At 60.2% G+C, this 18,914-nt stretch carries 13 protein-coding genes and 2 pseudogenes; 4 read left to right on the forward strand and 11 right to left on the reverse strand.

Going from position 1 to position 18,914, the window contains the following annotated elements; genetic code table 11:
• Positions 1-41 precede the first annotated feature (41 nt).
• Both QIY50_10495 and mdlC read right to left on the reverse strand, forming a co-directional pair.
• A complete protein-coding gene (locus tag QIY50_10495; protein WGV22551.1) occupies positions 42-1,376 on the reverse strand; it encodes an aromatic acid/H+ symport family MFS transporter in 1,335 nt (444 codons plus the stop codon).
• A 60-nt stretch (positions 1,377-1,436) separates the two neighbouring features.
• Positions 1,437-3,028 (reverse strand): annotated as a pseudogene (mdlC, locus tag QIY50_10500) (benzoylformate decarboxylase).
• 190 nt (positions 3,029-3,218) lie between these two features.
• Between mdlC and QIY50_10505 the strand changes: the two are divergent.
• Positions 3,219-4,139 carry a LysR family transcriptional regulator gene (locus QIY50_10505; GenBank protein WGV22552.1) on the forward strand — a complete coding sequence of 307 codons (921 nt, stop codon included), beginning with the start codon at positions 3,219-3,221 and terminating at the stop codon, positions 4,137-4,139.
• On the opposite strand, the gene QIY50_10510 is transcribed toward QIY50_10505, so the two are convergent.
• The 5 genes and pseudogenes from QIY50_10510 to QIY50_10530 all read right to left on the reverse strand — a co-directional run bounded on the left by QIY50_10510 (position 4,133) and on the right by QIY50_10530 (position 9,199).
• A complete protein-coding gene (locus QIY50_10510) occupies positions 4,133-4,273 on the reverse strand; it encodes a DUF2474 domain-containing protein (protein ID WGV22553.1) in 141 nt (46 codons plus the stop codon). The genes QIY50_10505 and QIY50_10510 overlap by 7 nt on opposite strands.
• Complete coding sequence (gene cydB, locus QIY50_10515; GenBank protein ID WGV22554.1) at positions 4,273-5,280, reverse strand: cytochrome d ubiquinol oxidase subunit II; 1,008 nt, start codon at positions 5,278-5,280, stop codon at positions 4,273-4,275. Before cydB ends, QIY50_10510 begins: the two co-directional genes overlap by 1 nt.
• 17 nt (positions 5,281-5,297) lie before the next feature.
• Positions 5,298-6,718: pseudogene (locus QIY50_10520) on the reverse strand (cytochrome ubiquinol oxidase subunit I).
• 2 nt (positions 6,719-6,720) lie between these two features.
• Entirely contained in the window at positions 6,721-7,200 is a 480-nt protein-coding gene (locus QIY50_10525; GenBank protein ID WGV22555.1) for a DUF934 domain-containing protein, read from the reverse strand.
• Complete coding sequence (locus QIY50_10530) at positions 7,187-9,199, reverse strand: DUF2849 domain-containing protein (GenBank protein ID WGV22556.1); 2,013 nt, start codon at positions 9,197-9,199, stop codon at positions 7,187-7,189. Before QIY50_10530 ends, QIY50_10525 begins: the two co-directional genes overlap by 14 nt.
• A 164-nt stretch (positions 9,200-9,363) precedes the next feature.
• Here QIY50_10530 and QIY50_10535 point away from each other — a divergent pair, with 164 nt between their 5' ends.
• Positions 9,364-10,770: a PLP-dependent aminotransferase family protein gene (locus QIY50_10535; GenBank protein ID WGV22557.1), complete on the forward strand. Its 1,407-nt coding sequence runs from the start codon at positions 9,364-9,366 to the stop codon at positions 10,768-10,770.
• Positions 10,771-10,900: 130 nt separating this feature from the next.
• Positions 10,901-12,028 (forward strand): alpha-hydroxy-acid oxidizing protein, encoded by a 1,128-nt coding sequence (locus QIY50_10540; protein WGV22558.1) that lies wholly within the window; start codon positions 10,901-10,903, stop codon positions 12,026-12,028.
• Positions 12,029-12,132: 104 nt separating this feature from the next.
• Here QIY50_10540 and QIY50_10545 read toward each other — a convergent pair whose 3' ends face one another.
• Positions 12,133-13,077, reverse strand: a complete 945-nt coding sequence (locus QIY50_10545; protein ID WGV22559.1) for a LysR family transcriptional regulator — start codon at positions 13,075-13,077, stop codon at positions 12,133-12,135.
• A gap of 84 nt (positions 13,078-13,161) precedes the next feature.
• On the opposite strand from QIY50_10545, the gene QIY50_10550 reads away from it, so the two are divergent.
• Entirely contained in the window at positions 13,162-14,085 is a 924-nt protein-coding gene (locus QIY50_10550) for a carbon-nitrogen hydrolase family protein (protein ID WGV22560.1), read from the forward strand.
• 484 nt (positions 14,086-14,569) lie between these two features.
• Here the strand turns inward: QIY50_10550 and glmS are convergent, their stop codons facing one another.
• From glmS to glmU, 3 genes are all read right to left on the reverse strand, one after another.
• Positions 14,570-16,405 (reverse strand): glutamine--fructose-6-phosphate transaminase (isomerizing), encoded by a 1,836-nt coding sequence (gene glmS / locus QIY50_10555; GenBank protein ID WGV22561.1) that lies wholly within the window; start codon positions 16,403-16,405, stop codon positions 14,570-14,572.
• Between the two features lie 3 nt (positions 16,406-16,408).
• Positions 16,409-17,185: a DeoR family transcriptional regulator gene (locus tag QIY50_10560; GenBank protein WGV22562.1), complete on the reverse strand. Its 777-nt coding sequence runs from the start codon at positions 17,183-17,185 to the stop codon at positions 16,409-16,411.
• Positions 17,186-17,482: 297 nt separating this feature from the next.
• Entirely contained in the window at positions 17,483-18,850 is a 1,368-nt protein-coding gene (gene glmU / locus QIY50_10565) for a bifunctional UDP-N-acetylglucosamine diphosphorylase/glucosamine-1-phosphate N-acetyltransferase GlmU (protein ID WGV22563.1), read from the reverse strand.
• Positions 18,851-18,914 lie beyond the last annotated feature (64 nt).

The following is an 18,914-nucleotide window of genomic DNA, read 5'->3' on the forward strand; positions in this document are numbered from 1 at the left end:
GGCGCGAACTCGCCCTGGATGTACTAGGCGCCGCGCTCAGCTCAAGGCCGCGCGTCCACCGCCGGCATGGTGGCGGCTGGTACTGCGATGCGGCGCTGGCGGATCATCGCGATGGCGAAGATGGCTATCACGCCTGGTACCGCACAGAGGATGAAGTTGAGCTGAAGCGGCAGGTTCATACTCAGCATCAGCCCGCCCAGCGTTGGGCCGGCGACGCCACCGAAGCGGCCGATTGCCGAGCACCAGCTGACGCCCGTGGAGCGGATCTCGCTCGGATACTGCTGGGCTGCGAAGGCATGAATGACCGCAAGTGTACCTATGGTTGTAGCCCCCGCGACCAGCAGCATGATGTTGAGTAGCACCGGGCCTGGCTTGAGACCCAGAGTGCACAAGGACACCACGGCAAGCAGGAAGAACAGTATCAATGTCGGCTTGCAGCCCCAGCGGTCAGCCAGCCAGCCGCCGCCCAGCGCGCCAGCCGTAGCGCCGATGTTGAGAGTAACGAGGAACATCAGACTCGAACCCAGCTCGAAGCCACCGGCGACCATGATCTTCGGCAGCCAAGTATTGAGTCCGTAGACCATCAGCATGCACATGCCAAAGCCCAGCCACAGGAACACCGTGCCAACCCCACGGCCCTCGGCGAACAGCCGCGAGAGCGGTGCTGCAGATGAGGTGCGCAGCGGTGCGGCAAAACTGACGGTACTGGTATCTACCTGCGGATCGATTCGCTTGAGCAGGGCACTCGCCGCGGCATGGTCTTTCTCCAACAGATAGTGCAGTGACTCGGGCAGTTGGCGCGCCAGCCAAGGCAGAAGCAGCAACGGTACGCCCCCGATGATGAAGGTCGCCTCCCAGCCAAAACGCGGGATGATCAGCATCGCCACCAGCGCCGAAACCATCGCGCCAATCGAGTAGAAGCTAAGCATGATGGTGGTGAGCGAGCTGCGTCGCGAGGTCGGCGCCAAGTCGTTCATCAATGCCACGATGTTGGGAATTGCGCCGCCCAGACCGACGCCAGTGATGAACCGCAACAAGGCAAAGCTAGGTGCATCCCAGGTAAAGGCAGTCCCCAGGGCGCAGAGACTGGCAAGGGCAATGGAGCCGATGATCACCTTGCGGCGCCCGAGTCGATCAGCCTGCGGCCCGACCACCACCGCACCGAACATCATTCCGAACAACGCCGCACTGCCCATCCAGCCGGCCACTACGGGGGTCAACGCCCACTCTTCCATCAGCCGCGGTACCACCGAGCCATAGATGACCAGGTCATAGCCATCGAACAGCATGATGAACGAGCACCAGAACAGCAGCGTGTAATGGAGCTTGCCGAGGGGCGCGTCCCCCGCAATGTGCAGCGCAGGTTTATGAGTCATCGTCATGTCTTCTTGTTTTTATGTCAGTAGGTTGAAGGGCCATGATGGCCCCGCAGCACGTCAGTGAGGTTCGATGGTGATCGTCGGCACTTCGATGACGGTAGGCTCGTTGGCGTCCAGCGCGGCGCGCAATGCCGCCTCGAAGCTGGCACGAGTGTCGGTGTGCACGGCGTTGACACCGTAGCCCTTGGCAATGGCGCAGAAGTCCAGGCCCGGGACATCCAGACCAGGGGCGTCTTCGGCCTTGAGCACTCCGGCGAACCAGCGCAATGCGCCGTAGGTGCCGTTCTTGAGGATGATTGAACACCACCGGCACGCGGTACTGGGCAGCAGTCCACAAGGCGGTGATGCCGTAGTTGGCAGAGCCATCCCCGATCAGTGCGACTACGCGCCGCTGCGGCTGGGCCAGCTGAACGCCGACTGCAGCAGGCAAGCCGAAGCCGAGGCCGCCTGCAGCCGGGAAGTAATAGCTGCCCGGATGGCGCAGGTTCATCCGCTGCCAGAAGGCGCTGGTGGTGGAAGTCGATTCCTTGACGTAGATAGCGTCTTCCGGTGCCACTGCATTGAGCACATCGAACAAGGTCTCTGGACGCAGATGACGAGGTTCGTCTGCAATCGCCTGTGGCACCGGCAGTGGCTCGGGATAAGCTCGCGAATTCGGCCTGACGCCCTCGGCCAGCGCTTGCAGGGCGACTGCGATGTCACCGATCAATGCGTCGCCCATGGGCGCGCGCGCCGCTTCCTGCGGATCGGACGTGATGTGCAGCAGGCGTGCGCCCGCCGGCAGGTAGTCGCCTGGCGCGAACTGGTGATAACGGAACACCGGCGCCCCAACCACCACGATCAAGTCGTGCCCTTGAAGAATCTTGCTGATCCCGGCTATGGCTGCCGGAAGCACGCCACGGAAGCTTGGGTGACGAGTGGGGAACGGGCAGCGCGAGGCCGACGGCGCAATCCACACCGGCAAGTGCAGTTTGTCGGCCAGGGCCACGGCGGAAGCGTTGCTAAGGGTGGCGTCCACCTCAGGGCCTAGCACCAGTACCGGATTACGTGCGTCATCCAGTTGCTCGATCAACGCCTGCAACTGGGCCGCGTCGGGCGTGCCAGCGACCTGTACATGGCGCTCGAACAGATGCTCGACGCCGGGGGCGCATTGCGCGTCCCAGTCGTCGTAAGGGATCGACAGGTAAACCGGTGCTTTCGGCGTGGTGTTGGCATAGTGAATGGCCTGGCTGAGCGCACGCGGCACATCCTGCGCATTGGCAGGTTCGTAGCTCCACTTCACCAACGGCTTAGGCAGATTGCACTGCATCCACATTCGCCAGCATGGCCTCGACACCGATCATCGGCCGCACTTGCTGACCCGCAGTGATCACCAGCGGGCTGTGCGAGTACCAGGAGTTGGTCAGTGCACCCATGCCGTTGCCGGTGCCCGCTGCCGCGTGCAAATTGACAAAGGCCGGTTTGCCGCTAGCCAATGCGTAGCCGTCGGCCATGCCGACCACCGCACCTTCATGCAGCCCGAGCACGTACTGAAAATCTTCCGGGAACGACTTCAGAAACGGCAGTTCATTGGAGCCCGGGTTACCGAAGATGGTGGTCATGCCGTGGCGTCGCAGCAGCGTATAAGCCGCGGAGTGGATGGTTTGCATGGGCAGAAATCCGCGTGTGTCGTGAGAGCTCCACTCTATGAAGCCACTTCAAATCGATCAAATAAATGTTTTACAGATGCTGTATAAATCTGATCTATTTTATAGCGCTTGAATCCGTTGCCGGGCTCTAGCCACGCTGCCAGCGGTGCAGAAGCGTATCTCGATATACAAAAACAACAGGCGTGCGGTCATGGCCAGCTTCGATCTGAATCTCATCACCACCTTCATCACCCTCTATGAGACCCAAAGCGTGACGGCCACTGCGCAACGTTTGTTCGTTACTCAGCCATCCGTCAGCTATGCCCTGGCAAAACTCAGGGAGCAATTCGATGACGCGTTGTTCGTGCGTAATCGCCAAGGCATGCAACCGACACGGCTGGCCACACAACTTTATGGAGGTTTCAAGGAAGCCTCGCGCTGCATCGACTCGGCGGTAGGCGAAGCGCGCAAGTTCGAACCCGGCCATTCGCGGCGGCAGTTCCGTCTGGCGCTGTCGGACCTGGGCGAAATGGCCTTGTTGCCTCGGTTGATGGAACACCTCGGCACCCTGGCACCGAACATCGAGCTGGAAGTGGTCCCGCTGGAAATCGACCAGGTCGGCACGTGGCTGAACGATGGCCACATCGACGCAGCCATCTGCAGCAGGAAGCTCAACGAAACCGGGATGGTCTCGCGGGTACTGATGAAAGAGCGCTATGTATTGCTGCTCGATGCGGCCCATCCACGTATCGGTGAAGCCATCAACATGCAGCAGTTTCTCGCTGAGCCGCACGTGCTGGTGACGCGTACCTCTGGCCATGGCATGGCTGAAGATGCGCTGCAGCTACTCGGCGTCGAGCGCTGGATCAAGCTGCGTCTGCCGCATTTTTCGGTCCTGCCCAGACTGATTCCAGGCACCGATCTGCTGGGTATCCTGCCCCACCAGATCGCCCAAAGCTTTTGCGAGATGCCATTGCCGAGGAAGCTCAAGACGCTCGAGCTGCCCTTCGATGTCCCGGCCTTCGACGTGACCCTGTACTGGCATTCGCGCAGCGCCCAGTCCACCGCACTGACTTGGTTTGTCCGCCAGGTACAGATGGCACTGGGTAGCGACGCGGGGGCGGCTCAGTGATGCATGCCGGCCAACGACATCGCCACCCTCACCGCCATGGCCACGGCGCCCAGGGCGACCACGCTGGCGGCCCAGATACCGGCCATCCACAGCAGCTTTCGGCCAAAGTGATTGGAAGAGACTGCTTTGCTCATCAGTGATATCCCTCGCCGACTTTGACCTTGCCGCGGAAAACGTAATACGACCAGGCTGAATAACCCAGAATGAACGGAATGATGAACAGCGCGCCGACCAAGGCGAAGCCCAGGCTCTGCGGCGGGCCGGCCGCCTCCCAGATAGTCAGGCTCGGTGGCAGCACATAGGGCCAGATGCTGATCAGCAGCCCCGTGTAGCCGAGAAAGACCAGCACCAGCGACCAGATGAACGGGCCAGCATGAGGCACACCGCGCAGCGACCGCAGGATCGCCCAGGTAGCCAGCATGACCAGCAGCGGCACCGGCAGGAAGAACCAGAAGTTTGGCAGGCTGAACCAGCGCTCGAAGATCGCCGGATGGGTCATCGGCGTCCAGATGCTCACTACCAGCATGGTCACCACTGTCGCCAGGGTGATCGGCGTTGCAGCGCGAATGATGCTCGCCTGCAGCGGCCCCTCAGTCTTGTACACCAGCCATGTCGCGCCGAGCAGCGCGTAGGCCACCACCACACCCAGGCCACAGAATACGTTGAACAGCGTCAGCCAGCTCAAGACGTCGTTGGTGGCTACGCCGTCGACGATCTGATGGCCTTCGATGAACGCCCCCAGGATCACTCCCTGGAAGAACGCTGCGGCGAATGAGCCAGACATGAATGCTCGGTCCCAGAACGGCTTGTGCGCCTCGTCTGCCTTGAAACGAAACTCGAACGATACGCCTCGCCAGATCAGCCCGGCCAGCAAGCCCAGCGCTGGCAGGTACAGCGCGCTCAGCAGAATCGCATAGACCTTCGGAAAGGCCGCCATCAGCCCGGCGCCCCCCAGCACCAGCCAGGTTTCGTTGCCATCCCATACCGGCGCCACGGTGTTGACCATGGTGTCGCGGTGTTCGCGATCACGGATGAAAGGAAAGAGAATGCCGATTCCCAGGTCGAAGCCGTCTGTGATGACATACATCATCACCCCGAAGCCGATGATCAGGAACCAGATCAGCGGAAGATCTATACCCATGACAACGTCTCCCGTAGTCAATGTGTGGAGTTGGATGCGCCGGACAGTGACTCGTCCACCGCAGACAGCGGGCGAGCCGGGCGCTGGTTGTCAGCGATGTCCGCAGGGTGCGGTTCATCCGCCTGCGGCCCCTTTCGCACCAGGCGCAACATGTAGGTAATACCAGTGCCGAAGATGCCCAGGTACATCACCACCAGCACCACCAGGCCGACAGTGAGGGTCATGGCCGAATGCTCGGAGACCGCGTCCTTGGTGCGCATCAGCCCATACACGACCCACGGCTGACGGCCGATCTCGGTGACGTACCAACCTGCCAGCAATGCGATCAGCCCTGACGGCCCCATGCACAGGGCAAAGCGTGCCAGCATCGGCGACTGGTACAACCGCCCACGCCAGCGCATCCAGGCGCCCCACCCGCCAAGCAGAACCATCAGCAGGCCAAGCCCGACCATCACCCGGAAGCTCCAGAACAGCACGGTGGCGTTGGGGCGGTCCTCGCGCGGGAAGTCCTTCAGGCCAGCGATCTGCCCATCCAGCGAGTGGGTCAGGATCAAGCTCGCCAGGCGCGGAATCTCGACCTTGAACCGGGTGGTTTCCGCATCCATGTCGGGCAGCCCGAACAGGATCAACGGCACGCCCTCGCCCGGAACATTGGCCCAATGGCCTTCCACCGCAGCGATCTTCGCCGGCTGGTACTTGAGGGTGTTCAGGCCATGCATGTCACCGATCAGTACCTGCAGAGGGGCTGTGAACAGCAGCATCCACAGCGCCATGGAGAACATGCGCTTGACTGCCGGCGTGTTGTTGCCCTTGAGCAGGTGCCACGCGCCCGAAGCGCCGACGAACAACGCCGTGGACAGCATGGCCGCAGTGACCATGTGCGCCAGGCGGTAGGGGAAGGACGGGTTGAAAATGATCGCGAACCAGTCCACCGGGATTACCACACCGTTGACCACCTCATGCCCCTGGGGGGTCTGCATCCAGCTGTTGGATGCGAGGATCCAGGTGGCAGAGATCATCGTGCCGACGGCAACCATCAGCGTGGCGAAGAAATGCAGCCCGCGCCCGACCTTGTGCCAGCCAAACAGCATCACACCGAGGAAGCCTGCCTCGAGGAAGAATGCCGTGAGCACCTCGTAGGTAAGCAGTGGCCCGGTAATACTGCCGGCGAATTGCGAATAGAAGCTCCAGTTGGTGCCAAACTGATAAGCCATTACCAGCCCGGACACCACGCCCATGGCGAAGTTGACCGCAAAGATTTTCGACCAGAAGTGGTACAGGTCGAGGTAGGCGCTGTCTTTCTTCCATAGCCACAAGCCTTCCAGCATTGCCAGAAATGCGGCCAGGCCGATGGTGATCGCCGGGAAGACGATGTGGAATGTCACGGTGAAACCGAACTCTGTAAGCGGGCCAGTTCAAGCGCTGTCAGGCCAGACATGGCTATACCTCATTACGTTGGGAAAGGCGCTCGAGCAGTGTCCGCGGGCGCGCGTTGTGAATGGCGCCAGCAGCTTGCTGCCAGCGCACGACAGGGCTTGCAGGCGGTATGAGAACGCTGCTGAAACCACACTGCAGGAGCATGGCGAACTGGTCAGGTAGCAACGGCCCGGCGGCACGCAGGTCCCCGTCAAAGCCGTAGCGTTCACGCAGCAGGCGCGCTAGTGTGAAGCCGCGGCCATCCCGCGACTTGGCGAACTCCACCACGATCAGGGTGAGCTGGCCGAGTATTGCCTGCACTTGGTCGAGCGTTTGCTCACCCGTCAGCCACAGGCCTCGGGCCGGGGTACCAAAGTGCATGTGGTAGGCATCCCATTGCTGCGGGTGGACCACGGTGCTTGGCGAATAGGACAGCGTTTCGTCGCGATCCAGGTAGTGCCAGGTGTCGCTCTGCGGCAGGCCATGGCGATCAATGAGTATCACGCAGCACCTCCTTGAAAGGCTCGATACCGACACGCCGATAGGTGTCGAGGAAGCGCTCGTGCGGCTCACGCAGATTCAGATAGATGTCGATGATCGCTTCGATCACTTCAGGGACCTGCTCGTAGGGCACGGAGCGGCCCAAAATGGTCCCCACTGCCGCATCTTCCTCGGCGCTGCCGCCCAGGGTGATCTGGTAGTTTTCGTGGCCTGACTTATCCAGCCCGAGGATGCCGATATGCGCGACATGGTGGTGGGCGCAGGCATTGATGCAGCCAGACACATTCAGCTTCAGCTCGCCGATCTCTCGCTGCCGAGGCCCATCGAAACGCGCGGCGATGCGCTGGGCAACCGGCACCGAACGGGCAGTCGCCAGGCTGCAGTAGTCCATGCCCGGGCAGGCAATCGAGTCAGACAGCAAGCCGACATTGGCGGTGGCCAGGCCCATGGCGCACAGCGCCTGCCATACGGTGTAGAGGTCGCGCTGACGGACGTGAGGCAGTACCAGGTTCTGCTCGTGGGAAATACGCACTTCATTCAGCGAGTACCCTTCGGCAAGGTCGGCCAGCTGGAGCATCTCCTGCGTACTGATATCGCCGGGAATACCGCCTGGCGGCTTCAGCGAAACCACCGCACTGATGTATCCGCGACGTTTGTGCGGGTGGGTGTTGCTGCTCACCCAGGCGGCGAACGCCGGGTCTTCCGCGCGTCTCTCGATAAAGTCCTCGCACAGGCCCGGTAGCGTCTCGAAGGCCGGCTGCACGAAGCGTGCGGTGATCGCCTTGACGATCTCAGGCTCGAGATATTGTCGGTCGCTGGGCAGGCGCGCGAACTCGTCTTCGATCATCTCGATGAAACGGCCAGGCTTGAGCTCTCGCACCAGGATCTTGATGCGCGCCTTATACAGGTTGTCACGTCGTCCGAGCGCGTTGTAAACACGCAGAATGGCCTCGACATAACGCAGTAGTTCACGCTCAGGCAGCCACTCGCGTACGAGCGTACCGACGATCGGCGTACGCCCCAGTCCGCCGCCGGCGTAAATCTGGAAGCCGACCTGCCCCTGCTCGTTTCGACGCGCCAGAATACCGATGTCATGGAAGCGCACAGCCGCACGGTCATGCGGGCTACCGGTCATGGCGATCTTGAATTTGCGCGGCAGGTAGGTGAACTCGGGATGATCGGTCGACCACTGCCGCAGGATCTCGGCATGCACCCGCGGGTCGACCAGTTCATCGGCGGCGGCGCCAGCGAAATGGTCGGTGGTGACGTTACGGATGCAGTTGCCGCTGGTCTGAATGCAGTGCAGATCGGCATCGGCCAGCACCGATAGGATTTCGGCGGTATCTGCCAGCTTGGGCCAGTTGAACTGAATGTTCTGCCGCGTGGTGAGGTGACCATAGCCCTTGTCGTAGGTGTCCGCGACATAGGCCAGCTGACGCAGTTGCACCGCACTCAAGGTGCCATACGGAATAGCCACGCGGAGCATATAGCCATGCAGTTGCAGATACAGGCCGTTCATCAGTCGATAGACCTTGAACGCCTCTTCATCGAGCTCACCGCTGAGTCGACGTTCTACCTGCTGGCCAAACTGGCGCGCGCGATCCTTGAGAAACTCGCGTTCATCAGGGTCGTATTGATAAACCCCAGCTCTGCTGGCAGCCATGGGCACTACCGGTCGCTGGCTGGGTGACTCGGCCACAGTGCGCTCGGCGTGCGCCTGCTTACCCAGGTCGGTACGCACGGACGGACCGCGTGCCCGCAGCCGCTCGCGCAGGCTATGTGGTTCAGGGACACCTTCAACCAGCGACGCCGGGCACTGCAGTGGCCCAACCACCAGGTTGTCGCGAACCGCTGTCTCGGCAGCGCTCTGCGCAGCCGGCAACTGCTCGGCGCTGAAAACCGCAGCCTGCTCCAGGCATTCGACCCAACCATACACTTCATCCAGCCAGACCACGGCACCATCGCCAAGGCGATTGGCACAGATCAGATGGCAGTCACTCATGAAACATCTCCATGACTGGCACCCCGTAAGCGCTTATGGTTGCAACCTGCCGCGCTGAGCGAGTGCCCGAGAATTAACCATACGCTTTTACATTGTATGGAATAATGATAATCTGTATGACATTTTATTCTTGAGCGTATGGGTTTACAACCGTAGGAATCGTTATGCCCCTAAGTGACGAGTCATCTGCACCACCCGTTATCGCTTGGACCAGGCCTTTTGTGCCGGGCGGAGGCGCTAAATACATACAAATTCTCGAAATGCTGGAAAAATCCATACAGTCTGGTTCACTCCAGCAAGGAGATCAGCTACCGCCGCAACGCATCCTCGCGGCTCACCTTGGCGTAGATCTCACGACTATCACTCGCGCCTACACCGAGGCACGTAACCGTGGACTGATCGCGTCCTACAGTGGGCGGGGCTCTTTCGTTATGGGCGCCAGCGAAACTGATATGGCGCAGAGCGTCGACCTGGCGATGAACATTCCTCCGCAGCCCGCCGATGGCTCGATGGCCCAGCAGGCCAGCAGCGCGATGGCCGAGTTGTTATCTCGCGACAGCATCGAGGCGCTCTCGGCCTACCAGCAGCAGCCGGTACCCCTCGCTTTGTTAAAGGCAGCACAAGGCTGGCTGCGCCCAGCTCTGGGCGAAATTGACTGTGGCGGGCTGGTGGTTTGTTCGGGGTCCCAAGTGGCGATCTTCGCTATCCTCAGTGCGCAGACGCGCCCGGGAGACGTCGTCTTGTGCGACGCGCTTACCTACCCGGGGCTGATCCTCGCTGCCGAACAATTGAAACTGCGGCTGTGGCCTGTGCCTAGTTGCGCGCAGGGCATGCAACCCGACGCCCTGGCTCAAGCCTGTGAGGAAAGCGGCGCACGTCTGCTGTACCTGAATCCGACATTCCATAACCCGACGGCACATACCATGCCCCTGGCACGGCGCCGAGAAATCGCCGAAATCATCCTGCGCTGCAGCATCACGCTGATCGAGGACGATCCTTACCGCTATCTCCTCGACGATGCGCCGCCGCCCATAGCCACCCTCACCGGAAGGCGCAACACCTACTACCTTGCGTCCCTGTCCAAGTGCCTGTGGCCAAGCCTGCGCACCTCATTCGTACTCCCCCCGCACGGCGATGACGGCCAGAGCCTGCAACTCAGCCTGCGTGCGACCAGCATGGGTTGCTCGGCATTGCTGCTGGCCTTGGTCGAGCAATGGATCAGCAGCGGAGCCGCTGCGAGCTTGATGCAGGAAATCAAACGCGAAATTCGCGCCCGCCAACAATTGGCCGGCAAACTGCTGTCGCACCCGTTCCAGTCGCATCCGACCGGGCTGCATCTGTGGCTGCAGTTGCCTTCGCACTGGAATCAGGAGCTGTTCACTCATGCCCTGCGCGATCAAGGCGTGCAGGTAGCCAGCGGGCATTCGTTCGCGGTTGCGACACCTGCACCGGACTGCCTGAGAATCTCTCTGGGCGGCGCCAGCAATCAAGCCGAATTGAGCCACGCCTTGCGCAAGATCGAGACCCTCCTCAACCAGGACCGCCGGCGTGACTCGCGCACGTTCGTTTGAGCAATTGCGCAAAAACCCTGCACACCATAGACAGCGTTTATAGCCAGCGCGGCGAGTATCGATTTGCTATGGTTCTGGTCGTCCTCTAGGTTGTCTCACGGTTATTACCTTGCCGTACCATGAGGACGCTATGAGCCCAGCTTTCAACGTCGTCGGCTACCGACAACTTGCCCGACAGCGTTTACCCAGAATGGTATTTGACTACCTTGAAGGTGGCGCTGACGACGAAAGATGTTTGCAGCGCAACCTCGACGCGTTTGACAAGTTGGAGCTACTACCTCGGCGGCTGGTCAATGTGGCCGAGCGGGATCTAGGCAGTCAGGTGCTCGGCAGGCATCAGCCACTGCCGTTGATGATTGCTCCGACTGGGCTCAATGGTGCGTTCTGGCCAGGGGGCGATCTGGAAGTCGCACGCGCAGCGAAGAAGGCCGGAATTCCTTTTATTCTCTCTACTGCCTCTAACACATCGATCGAAGAAGTTGCCGAAAAGGTCGGCGGCGATCTGTGGTTTCAGCTGTACGTAGTGCACCCTACACTGGCGGACCAACTGGTCGATCGAGCTCTGGCCGCAGGCTATCGAACCTTGGTCCTGACCACTGACGTAGCGGTAAACGGCAAGCGCGAGCGAGATTTGCGCAGCGGTTTCGGCCTGCCATTCAAATACACGCCCAGAGTGATGTTAGATGGATTGCTTCACCCGCGTTGGTCGCTTCGGCTGCTCACGGCAGGCATGCCCCAGATGGCCAATTTTGCCAGCAAGGAAGCCTACGACACTGAGCTGCAAGCAGCGCTTCTTTCGCGCAAAATGGATGCTAGTTTTGACTGGGAAGCATTAAAGAGGCTACGTGCCCGCTGGCCCCATCGGCTTCTGGTCAAAGGTGTGCTTCATCCTGAGGATGCCTCGCACTGCATAGCACTGGGCGCAGATGGCGTCATCCTGTCGAATCACGGTGGCCGGCAACTTGATTCAAGCTGTTCGCCACTGACAACGCTTCAGCAGGTTGCACAGGCCCACCCCGGAAAGGTGCTGATAGATAGCGGATTCCGACGCGGCTCCGATGTAGTAAAGGCGCTTGCGCTGGGTGCTAGCAGCGTATTGATAGGGCGCCCGGTGCTCTATGGCCTTGCCGCAGCGGGTGAAAGGGGTGTGAGCGAGGTGTTGGACATTTTCAGAGATGAAATAAGCCGAACCCTGGCCAATATGGGCTGCGCGTCAGTTCAGGGGCTGACGTCGGATTATATAATCCGTGTGTCGTGACAGGCAGCATGTCTGGCCCACTAGCCCCCTGACTTCGACACAGTGGATAGCAAAAACCGCTATAGACCACCTCCACCTGTCCCAGTGACGGTAGGCAGTAGCCCCTATTCGCAGCGATTCAAGGAAGCATCAGGAAGCCCGAGAGCTCTGTACGCCTCAGTGATCAGGCCAACCAGCAACTGGAGTGCCGGGTCTCGGGCACTGTCCATACGCCACCCGAGCTCAACTGAGTAACGAGGCAGCTCAACAGGGCAGGGACATAAAGAAAGACCCGTGGTGTCTGCCAGAGCACGTGCAGCATGTGTTGGCAGTGTCGCGACGGAGTCACTGCCTTTGAGCAAAAACGGCAATGCCGCGAAATGAGTCGTCGCCGCTTCAACTTTTCTTACAGCCGAACTCGCGGCAAGTACCTCATCCACAATCCCGACGTAACCACCAGAAGAAACCAGTAGATGCCCTCGCCTTAGGTACTCGTCCCGGGACAAAGTAATCATCTCCTTGCCCTCAGGAAGCGCAATCAAGCAGCTGTAGTCCCCGGTCGTGAGAACTCTTCGTCCGATCGCTCGTGAAGGGACCGATCCCGCAGTCAAAGACACGTCGATCTTACGAGCCATAAGCGCCTCGCTCGCGATCATGCTATGGGTTTGCTTGAAAATTAAACGAAGCCCGGGAGCCCTCTCGGACACCATATTGATCAATGCCCTACCAATGGCAATCTCATAGTCATCCGACAACCCCAGTGTGAGCGTTCTGCCAGCAAACGCCTGGACCTCTTTGGAACACAGCAGGAGAGTCTGGCGGCATTTTTCGAGAGCTGCGCTAATGACAGGTCTCAACTCCTCACTCTTCGCCGTTGGCTTCAACCCACGACCTGTGCGCTCGAACAGGTGGTCCCCGTACACTCTCCGTAACCTAGCAAGGGAGGCACTCACCGCTGATTGAGTTATTCCTAATCGGACGGCGGCGCGCCCTGCGCCCCCTTCTTCGTATAGCGCCTCGAAGACCTTGAGCAAGTTGAGGTCCAGCTCCACGATATCATTTTTAGTCATATCAGATGCTTTCTTTGAGCTGTTGATTGATAGCTAACCAGAAGAGGACTATGCCCATTCACACCTTCTCTTGCGAGGAAAACCATGGCAACCACAACTGTTGCGGCACTTCAAATCGGCTCACACCCTGAGGGCAAAGCCAAGACACTGGAATCGATTCTTGCCTATGAGAGTGAAATTGCGGCAGCCGGTGCAGAGCTCGTGGTAATGCCGGAAGCGGTCTTGGGGGGCTACCCGAAGGGCGAAATATTCGGTACTCGTTTGGGCTACCGCTTACCCGAAGGTCGACAGGCATTCCAGACCTATTTCGAAAACTCTATCGAGGTCCCAGGCCCTGAAACTATCGAACTGGAAGGACTAGCTCAACGTACCGGAGCTCATATCGTAATCGGCGTCATCGAGCGTTCTGGAAACACCCTCTACTGCAGTGCACTTTTTTTCTCGCCTGATCATGGCCTGATCGCTAAGCATCGCAAATTGATGCCAACTGGTACCGAACGGTTGATCTGGGGGCAAGGAGACGGTTCGACATTACCAGTTGTCGAGTCCAAAGCAGGGAAACTGGGTACGGCCATCTGCTGGGAAAATCACATGCCGCTGCTCCGTACGGCCATGTACGCAAAAGGAGTCGAGGTGTGGTGTGCTCCCACCGTCGACGAGCGCGACGTCTGGCTCTCGTCCATGCGCCACATTGCCCATGAGGGCCGAATGTTTGTTGTGAGTGCATGTCAGGTACAGCCATCGCCAGCCACGCTTGGCATCGATGTCCCAAGCTGGGATTCCGACCGACCATTGATCAGTGGTAATAGCGTCATTATTGGCCCGCTGGGTGATGTTCTTGCCGGTCCCCTTAAAAATCAGGAAGGACTGCTCACCGCGAATATTGACCTTGGTGAACTGGTTCGTGCTCGTTATGACTTTGACGTAGTCGGTCATTACTATCGCCCCGATGTGTTTTCACTCTCGGTGGACGAGCGACCAAAACTGAGCGTCGACTTCAAAAAATGAACCCTTTGAAATAGGCTCGCGTCCATGGAGCTACACCTGGTTTCCTGAATCTCCAAGCCATTGTGAAGCTTGAAAGGGCCTAGGAAATCAGGGGCGATTCAGTAGTTGCAAGGGAATCAAAGCAATATCGGCCAGATACAAACTCTGTCCCTGAGTACGCTAACAGTTTTTTGGTTTAAACACATTCCGAAAAGGGTAATCAGTATGCAAATGCACCAGCTTATTAAAGCCGTAACAGCCATGCCAACCCATAATACTGGCAAGCAGCTTTATTTGCCTGTTGCTCCAACTTTAGTAACGGAGATCCGCAGACCTAAGAATATCTAAATCCGAGTGGCGGCCGGTCCCCGGGTGCAGGAAGGGTGACAGAGTCGAGAGCCAGGCGAAGGGCCGGGAGCATCGCAGGAGGCGATGAGATGGACCTCATCGGCTCCTGCGAAAGCTTTAATTCTCTAAAACCATCAAAACGTCCCCGGCTTCCTGCTTACTCGACCGTAACCGACTTGGCCAGGTTACGCGGCTGGTCGACGTCGGTGCCCTTGAGCACGGCCACGTAGTACGACAGCAGCTGCAGCGGGATGGTGTACAGGATCGGTGCCAGGGCGTCAGCAATGTGTGGCACCTTGATCACATGGGTACCTTCTCCATTGGTCATGCCGGCCTGCTCGTCGGCGAACACCACCAGCTCGCCACCGCGGGCACGCACTTCCTGCAGGTTGGACTTCAGCTTCTCCAGCAGTTCGTTGTTTGGCGCAACGGTAACCACCGGCATGTCGTTGTCCACCAGCGCCAGCGGACCGTGCTTCAGCTCGCCTGCCGGGTAGGCTTCGGCGTGGATGTAGGAGATTTCCTTGAGCTTGAGTGCACCTTCCATCGCCACCGGGTACTGCGCACCACGGCCGAGGAACAAGGTGTGGTGCTTGTCGGCGAACAGCTCGGCGATTTTCTCGACGGTGGCGTCCATGGCCAGGGCTTCGCCCAGACGGGCAGGCAGGCGGCGCAGCTCTTCAACCAGCTCGGCTTCGACGCCAGCTTCCAGGGTACCGCGTACCTGGCCCAGGGCCAGGGTCAGCAGCATCAGCGATACCAGCTGGGTGGTGAAGGCTTTGGTCGAGGCCACACCGATTTCCGGGCCGGCCAGGGTCAGCAGGGTCAGGTCCGACTCACGTACCAGCGAGCTGATACCAACGTTGCAAATCGCCAGGCTGCCTAGGAAACCCAGTTCCTTGGCGTTGCGCAGCGCGGCCAGGGTGTCGGCGGTTTCGCCAGACTGCGAGATGGAGACGAACAGGGTGTCCGGCTGCACCACCACTTTGCGATAACGGAACTCGCTGGCCACTTCCACCTGGCACGGGATGCCGGCCAGGCTTTCCAGCCAGTAACGGGCGACCATGCCGGCGTGGTAGCTGGTACCGCAGGCGACGATCTGCACGTTGCGCACCTTGGCGAACAGTTCGGCAGCCTTCGGGCCGAAGGCCTGGACCATCACGTTGTCCTTGCCCAGGCGGCCTTCCAGGGTGCGCTGCACCACGCTTGGCTGCTCGTGGATTTCCTTGAGCATGAAGTGGCGGTAGGTACCCTTGTCGGCGGCTTCGGCGCCTTCGTGGTACTGCACGGTTTCACGCTGGACCTTATGGCCGTCCTGGTCCCAGATGGAGACCTGGTCACGGCGGATTTCGGCGATGTCGCCTTCTTCCAGGTACATGAAGCGGTCGGTGACCTGGCGCAGGGCCAGCTGGTCGGACGCCAGGAAGTTCTCGCCCAGGCCCAGGCCGATGACCAGTGGGCTGCCACTGCGTGCAGCTACCAGGCGATCAGGCTGCTGGGTGCTGATCAGCGCCAGGCCGTAAGCGCCATGCAGGCGCTTTACCGCAGCCTTCAGGGCGTCGGTCAGGTCCGGAACGCTTTTCAGGGTGTGGTGGATCAGGTGGACGATGACTTCGGTATCGGTTTGCGAAGTGAAGACAAAGCCAAGGCCCTTCAGCTCTTCGCGCAGTTCCTCGTGGTTCTCGATGATGCCGTTGTGCACCACGGCCACTTCATTGCCCGAGAAGTGCGGGTGGGCGTTGCCTTCGGTCGGCGCACCGTGGGTGGCCCAGCGGGTGTGGGCGATGCCCAGTTGGCCAGCCAGCGGCTCGGCGGCAACAGCGGCTTCCAGCTCGCTGACCTTGCCGATACGGCGGCGGCGCTGCAGTTCACTGTTCTGGGTGAGGACGGCCAGGCCGGCGCTGTCGTACCCGCGGTACTCAAGACGCTTGAGGCCTTCGATCAGGATGGCTGTAATGTTGCGCTCGGCGACGGCACCAACGATTCCACACATGGTTTATTGCTCCTGGCTGATCGCGGCGCAGATCAGGTTGATGCCGCGGGCTTGAATTTGTTCGCGTGCCGCTGCGGGCAGGCGTTCGTCAGTAATAAGGGTGTGCACGCTGCCCCAGGGCAGCTCGAGGTTGGGGATCTTGCGGCCTACTTTGTCCGACTCGACCATCACAATCACTTCACGGGCGACTTCGGCCATGACCCGGCTCAGCCCGAGAAGTTCGTTGAAGGTGGTGGTACCGCGGCCGAGGTCGATGCCGTCGGCGCCGATGAACAACTGGTCGAAATCGTACGAGCGCAACACCTGCTCGGCCACCTGGCCCTGGAACGACTCGGAATGCGGGTCCCAGGTGCCACCGGTCATCAGCAGCACCGGCTCGTGTTCGAGGTCGCAGATGGCGCGGGCGACGTTCATCGAATTGGTCATCACCACCAGACCAGGCTGGCGCCCCAGTTCGGGGATCATGGCTGCCGTGGTGCTGCCGCTGTCGATGATGATGCGCGCATGTTCGCGGATACGCGCAACGGCGGCGCGGGCGATGGCCTTTTTATAGGAAGACACCGGCTGGGCAGGTTCACCGAGCAACTCTTGCGGCACCGGGACCGCGCCGCCGTAGCGCCGTAGCAACAGGCCATTGGTTTCCAGGGCAGCAAGGTCCTTGCGAATGGTGACTTCCGAGGTTGCGAAACGCTTGGCCAACGCATCCACACTCACCTCGCCCTGCTCGCTGAGCAACGCCAGGATGTTGTGCCGCCGCTGCGGGGTGTTTCGTTTCGACATGAGCGCTTAAGTTTCGTTTCGAAAGATAATGATCGCAATCAAAACCTAAGATGAGCGATTCGTCAAGTTGTGGATAAATCTATGGAACAACCTGGCCCTTGTGGGAGCGGGCGCGCCCGCGAAAAATCCAACGCGGTGAATGGCACCGGCTGCGCCGGTGTTCGCGGGCGTGCCCGCTCCCTCAGAGGAATCGCCGCAATAGAAATTGGAGATTAGTACCGCGGGTATTTGTCCAGCCAACAAAAAAGCCGACTTATTCACATAAGCCGGCTTTCGATCGAAACAGCTGTGTATAACTCAGTCTTTCTTGATTTTCTCCGGCCGCTTCCAGCCCGAGATGTTGCGCTGGCGTGCACGGGCCACCGCCAGGTCGCCAGCCTCGACGGTCTGGGTGATGGTCGAACCCGCTGCAGTGGTCGCGCCAGCCTTGATTTCCACAGGCGCCACCAGCGAATTGTTCGAGCCGATGAATACGTCCTCGCCCATCACGGTCTTGAACTTGTTGGCACCATCGTAGTTGCAGGTGATGGTGCCAGCGCCGATATTGGTGCGCGCACCGATTTCGGCATCGCCCAGGTAAGTCAGGTGACCGGCCTTGGCGCCTTCCCCGAGGTGGGCGTTTTTCAGTTCGACGAAGTTACCCACATGGGCCTTGGCATCCAGCACGCTGCCCGGGCGCAGGCGGGCGAATGGGCCGGCATCGCTGCCCTCGCCCATCACCGCGCCTTCCAGATGGCTGTTGGCCTTAACCACTGCCCCTTTGCGCAGGGTGGTATTCTTGATCACGCAGTTAGGGCCGATCTGCACATCGTCCTCGATGACCACCTTGCCTTCGAGAATCACGTTGATGTCGATCAGCACGTCACGCCCAACGGTCACTTCACCGCGTACATCGAAACGCGCCGGGTCGCGCAGGGTCACGCCCTGGGCCATCAGGCGACGGCCTTCGCGCAGCTGGTAATGGCGCTCCAGCTCTGACAGCTGACGGCGGTCGTTGGCGCCTTGCACTTCCATCGGGTCGTGTGGCTGTTCGGTAGCCACAACCAGGCCATCGGCCACGGCCATGGCGATGACGTCGGTCAGGTAATACTCGCCCTGGGCGTTGTTGTTGGACAGGCGGCCCATCCAGTCGGCCAGGCGCGCGGCAGGCAGAGCCAGAATACCGGTGTTGCCTTCCTTGATCGCTTTCTGCGTATCGTTGGCGTCCTTGTGCTCAACGATAGCGGTAACCTTGCCCTGCTCGTCACGCACGATGCGGCCATAGCCGGTCGGGTCGTCGAGGGTCACCGTAAGTAGCCCGAGCTGCTGCTCGTTGGCCTTGGCCAGCAAGCGCTGCAGGGTCTCTACTTCGATCAACGGCACGTCGCCGTACAGCACCAGCACGGTGTCGGCGGTCAGCGCCGGCAACGCCTGGGCAACTGCATGGCCGGTACCCAGCTGCTTGTCCTGCATGACGAAGTTCAGGTCGTCAGCGGCAAGGCGCTCGCGAACCAGCTCGGCACCATGGCCAATGACCACGTGAATACCTTGCGGCTGCAACTGGCGCGCGCTGTGGATAACATGGCCGAGCATGGAGTTGCCGGCTACCGGGTGCAGCACCTTGGGCAACGCCGAGCGCATGCGGGTGCCTTGGCCGGCGGCGAGAATAACGATATCGAGTGACATTACTGGCTACCAATCCTGGGCGGTCAGTGAAATGACCGGTTTCATAGGTTACAAAAAAAGAAAA

The sequence above is a fragment of the Pseudomonas putida genome, from assembly GCA_029953615.1.
Taxonomy (GTDB): Bacteria; Pseudomonadota; Gammaproteobacteria; order Pseudomonadales; family Pseudomonadaceae; genus Aquipseudomonas.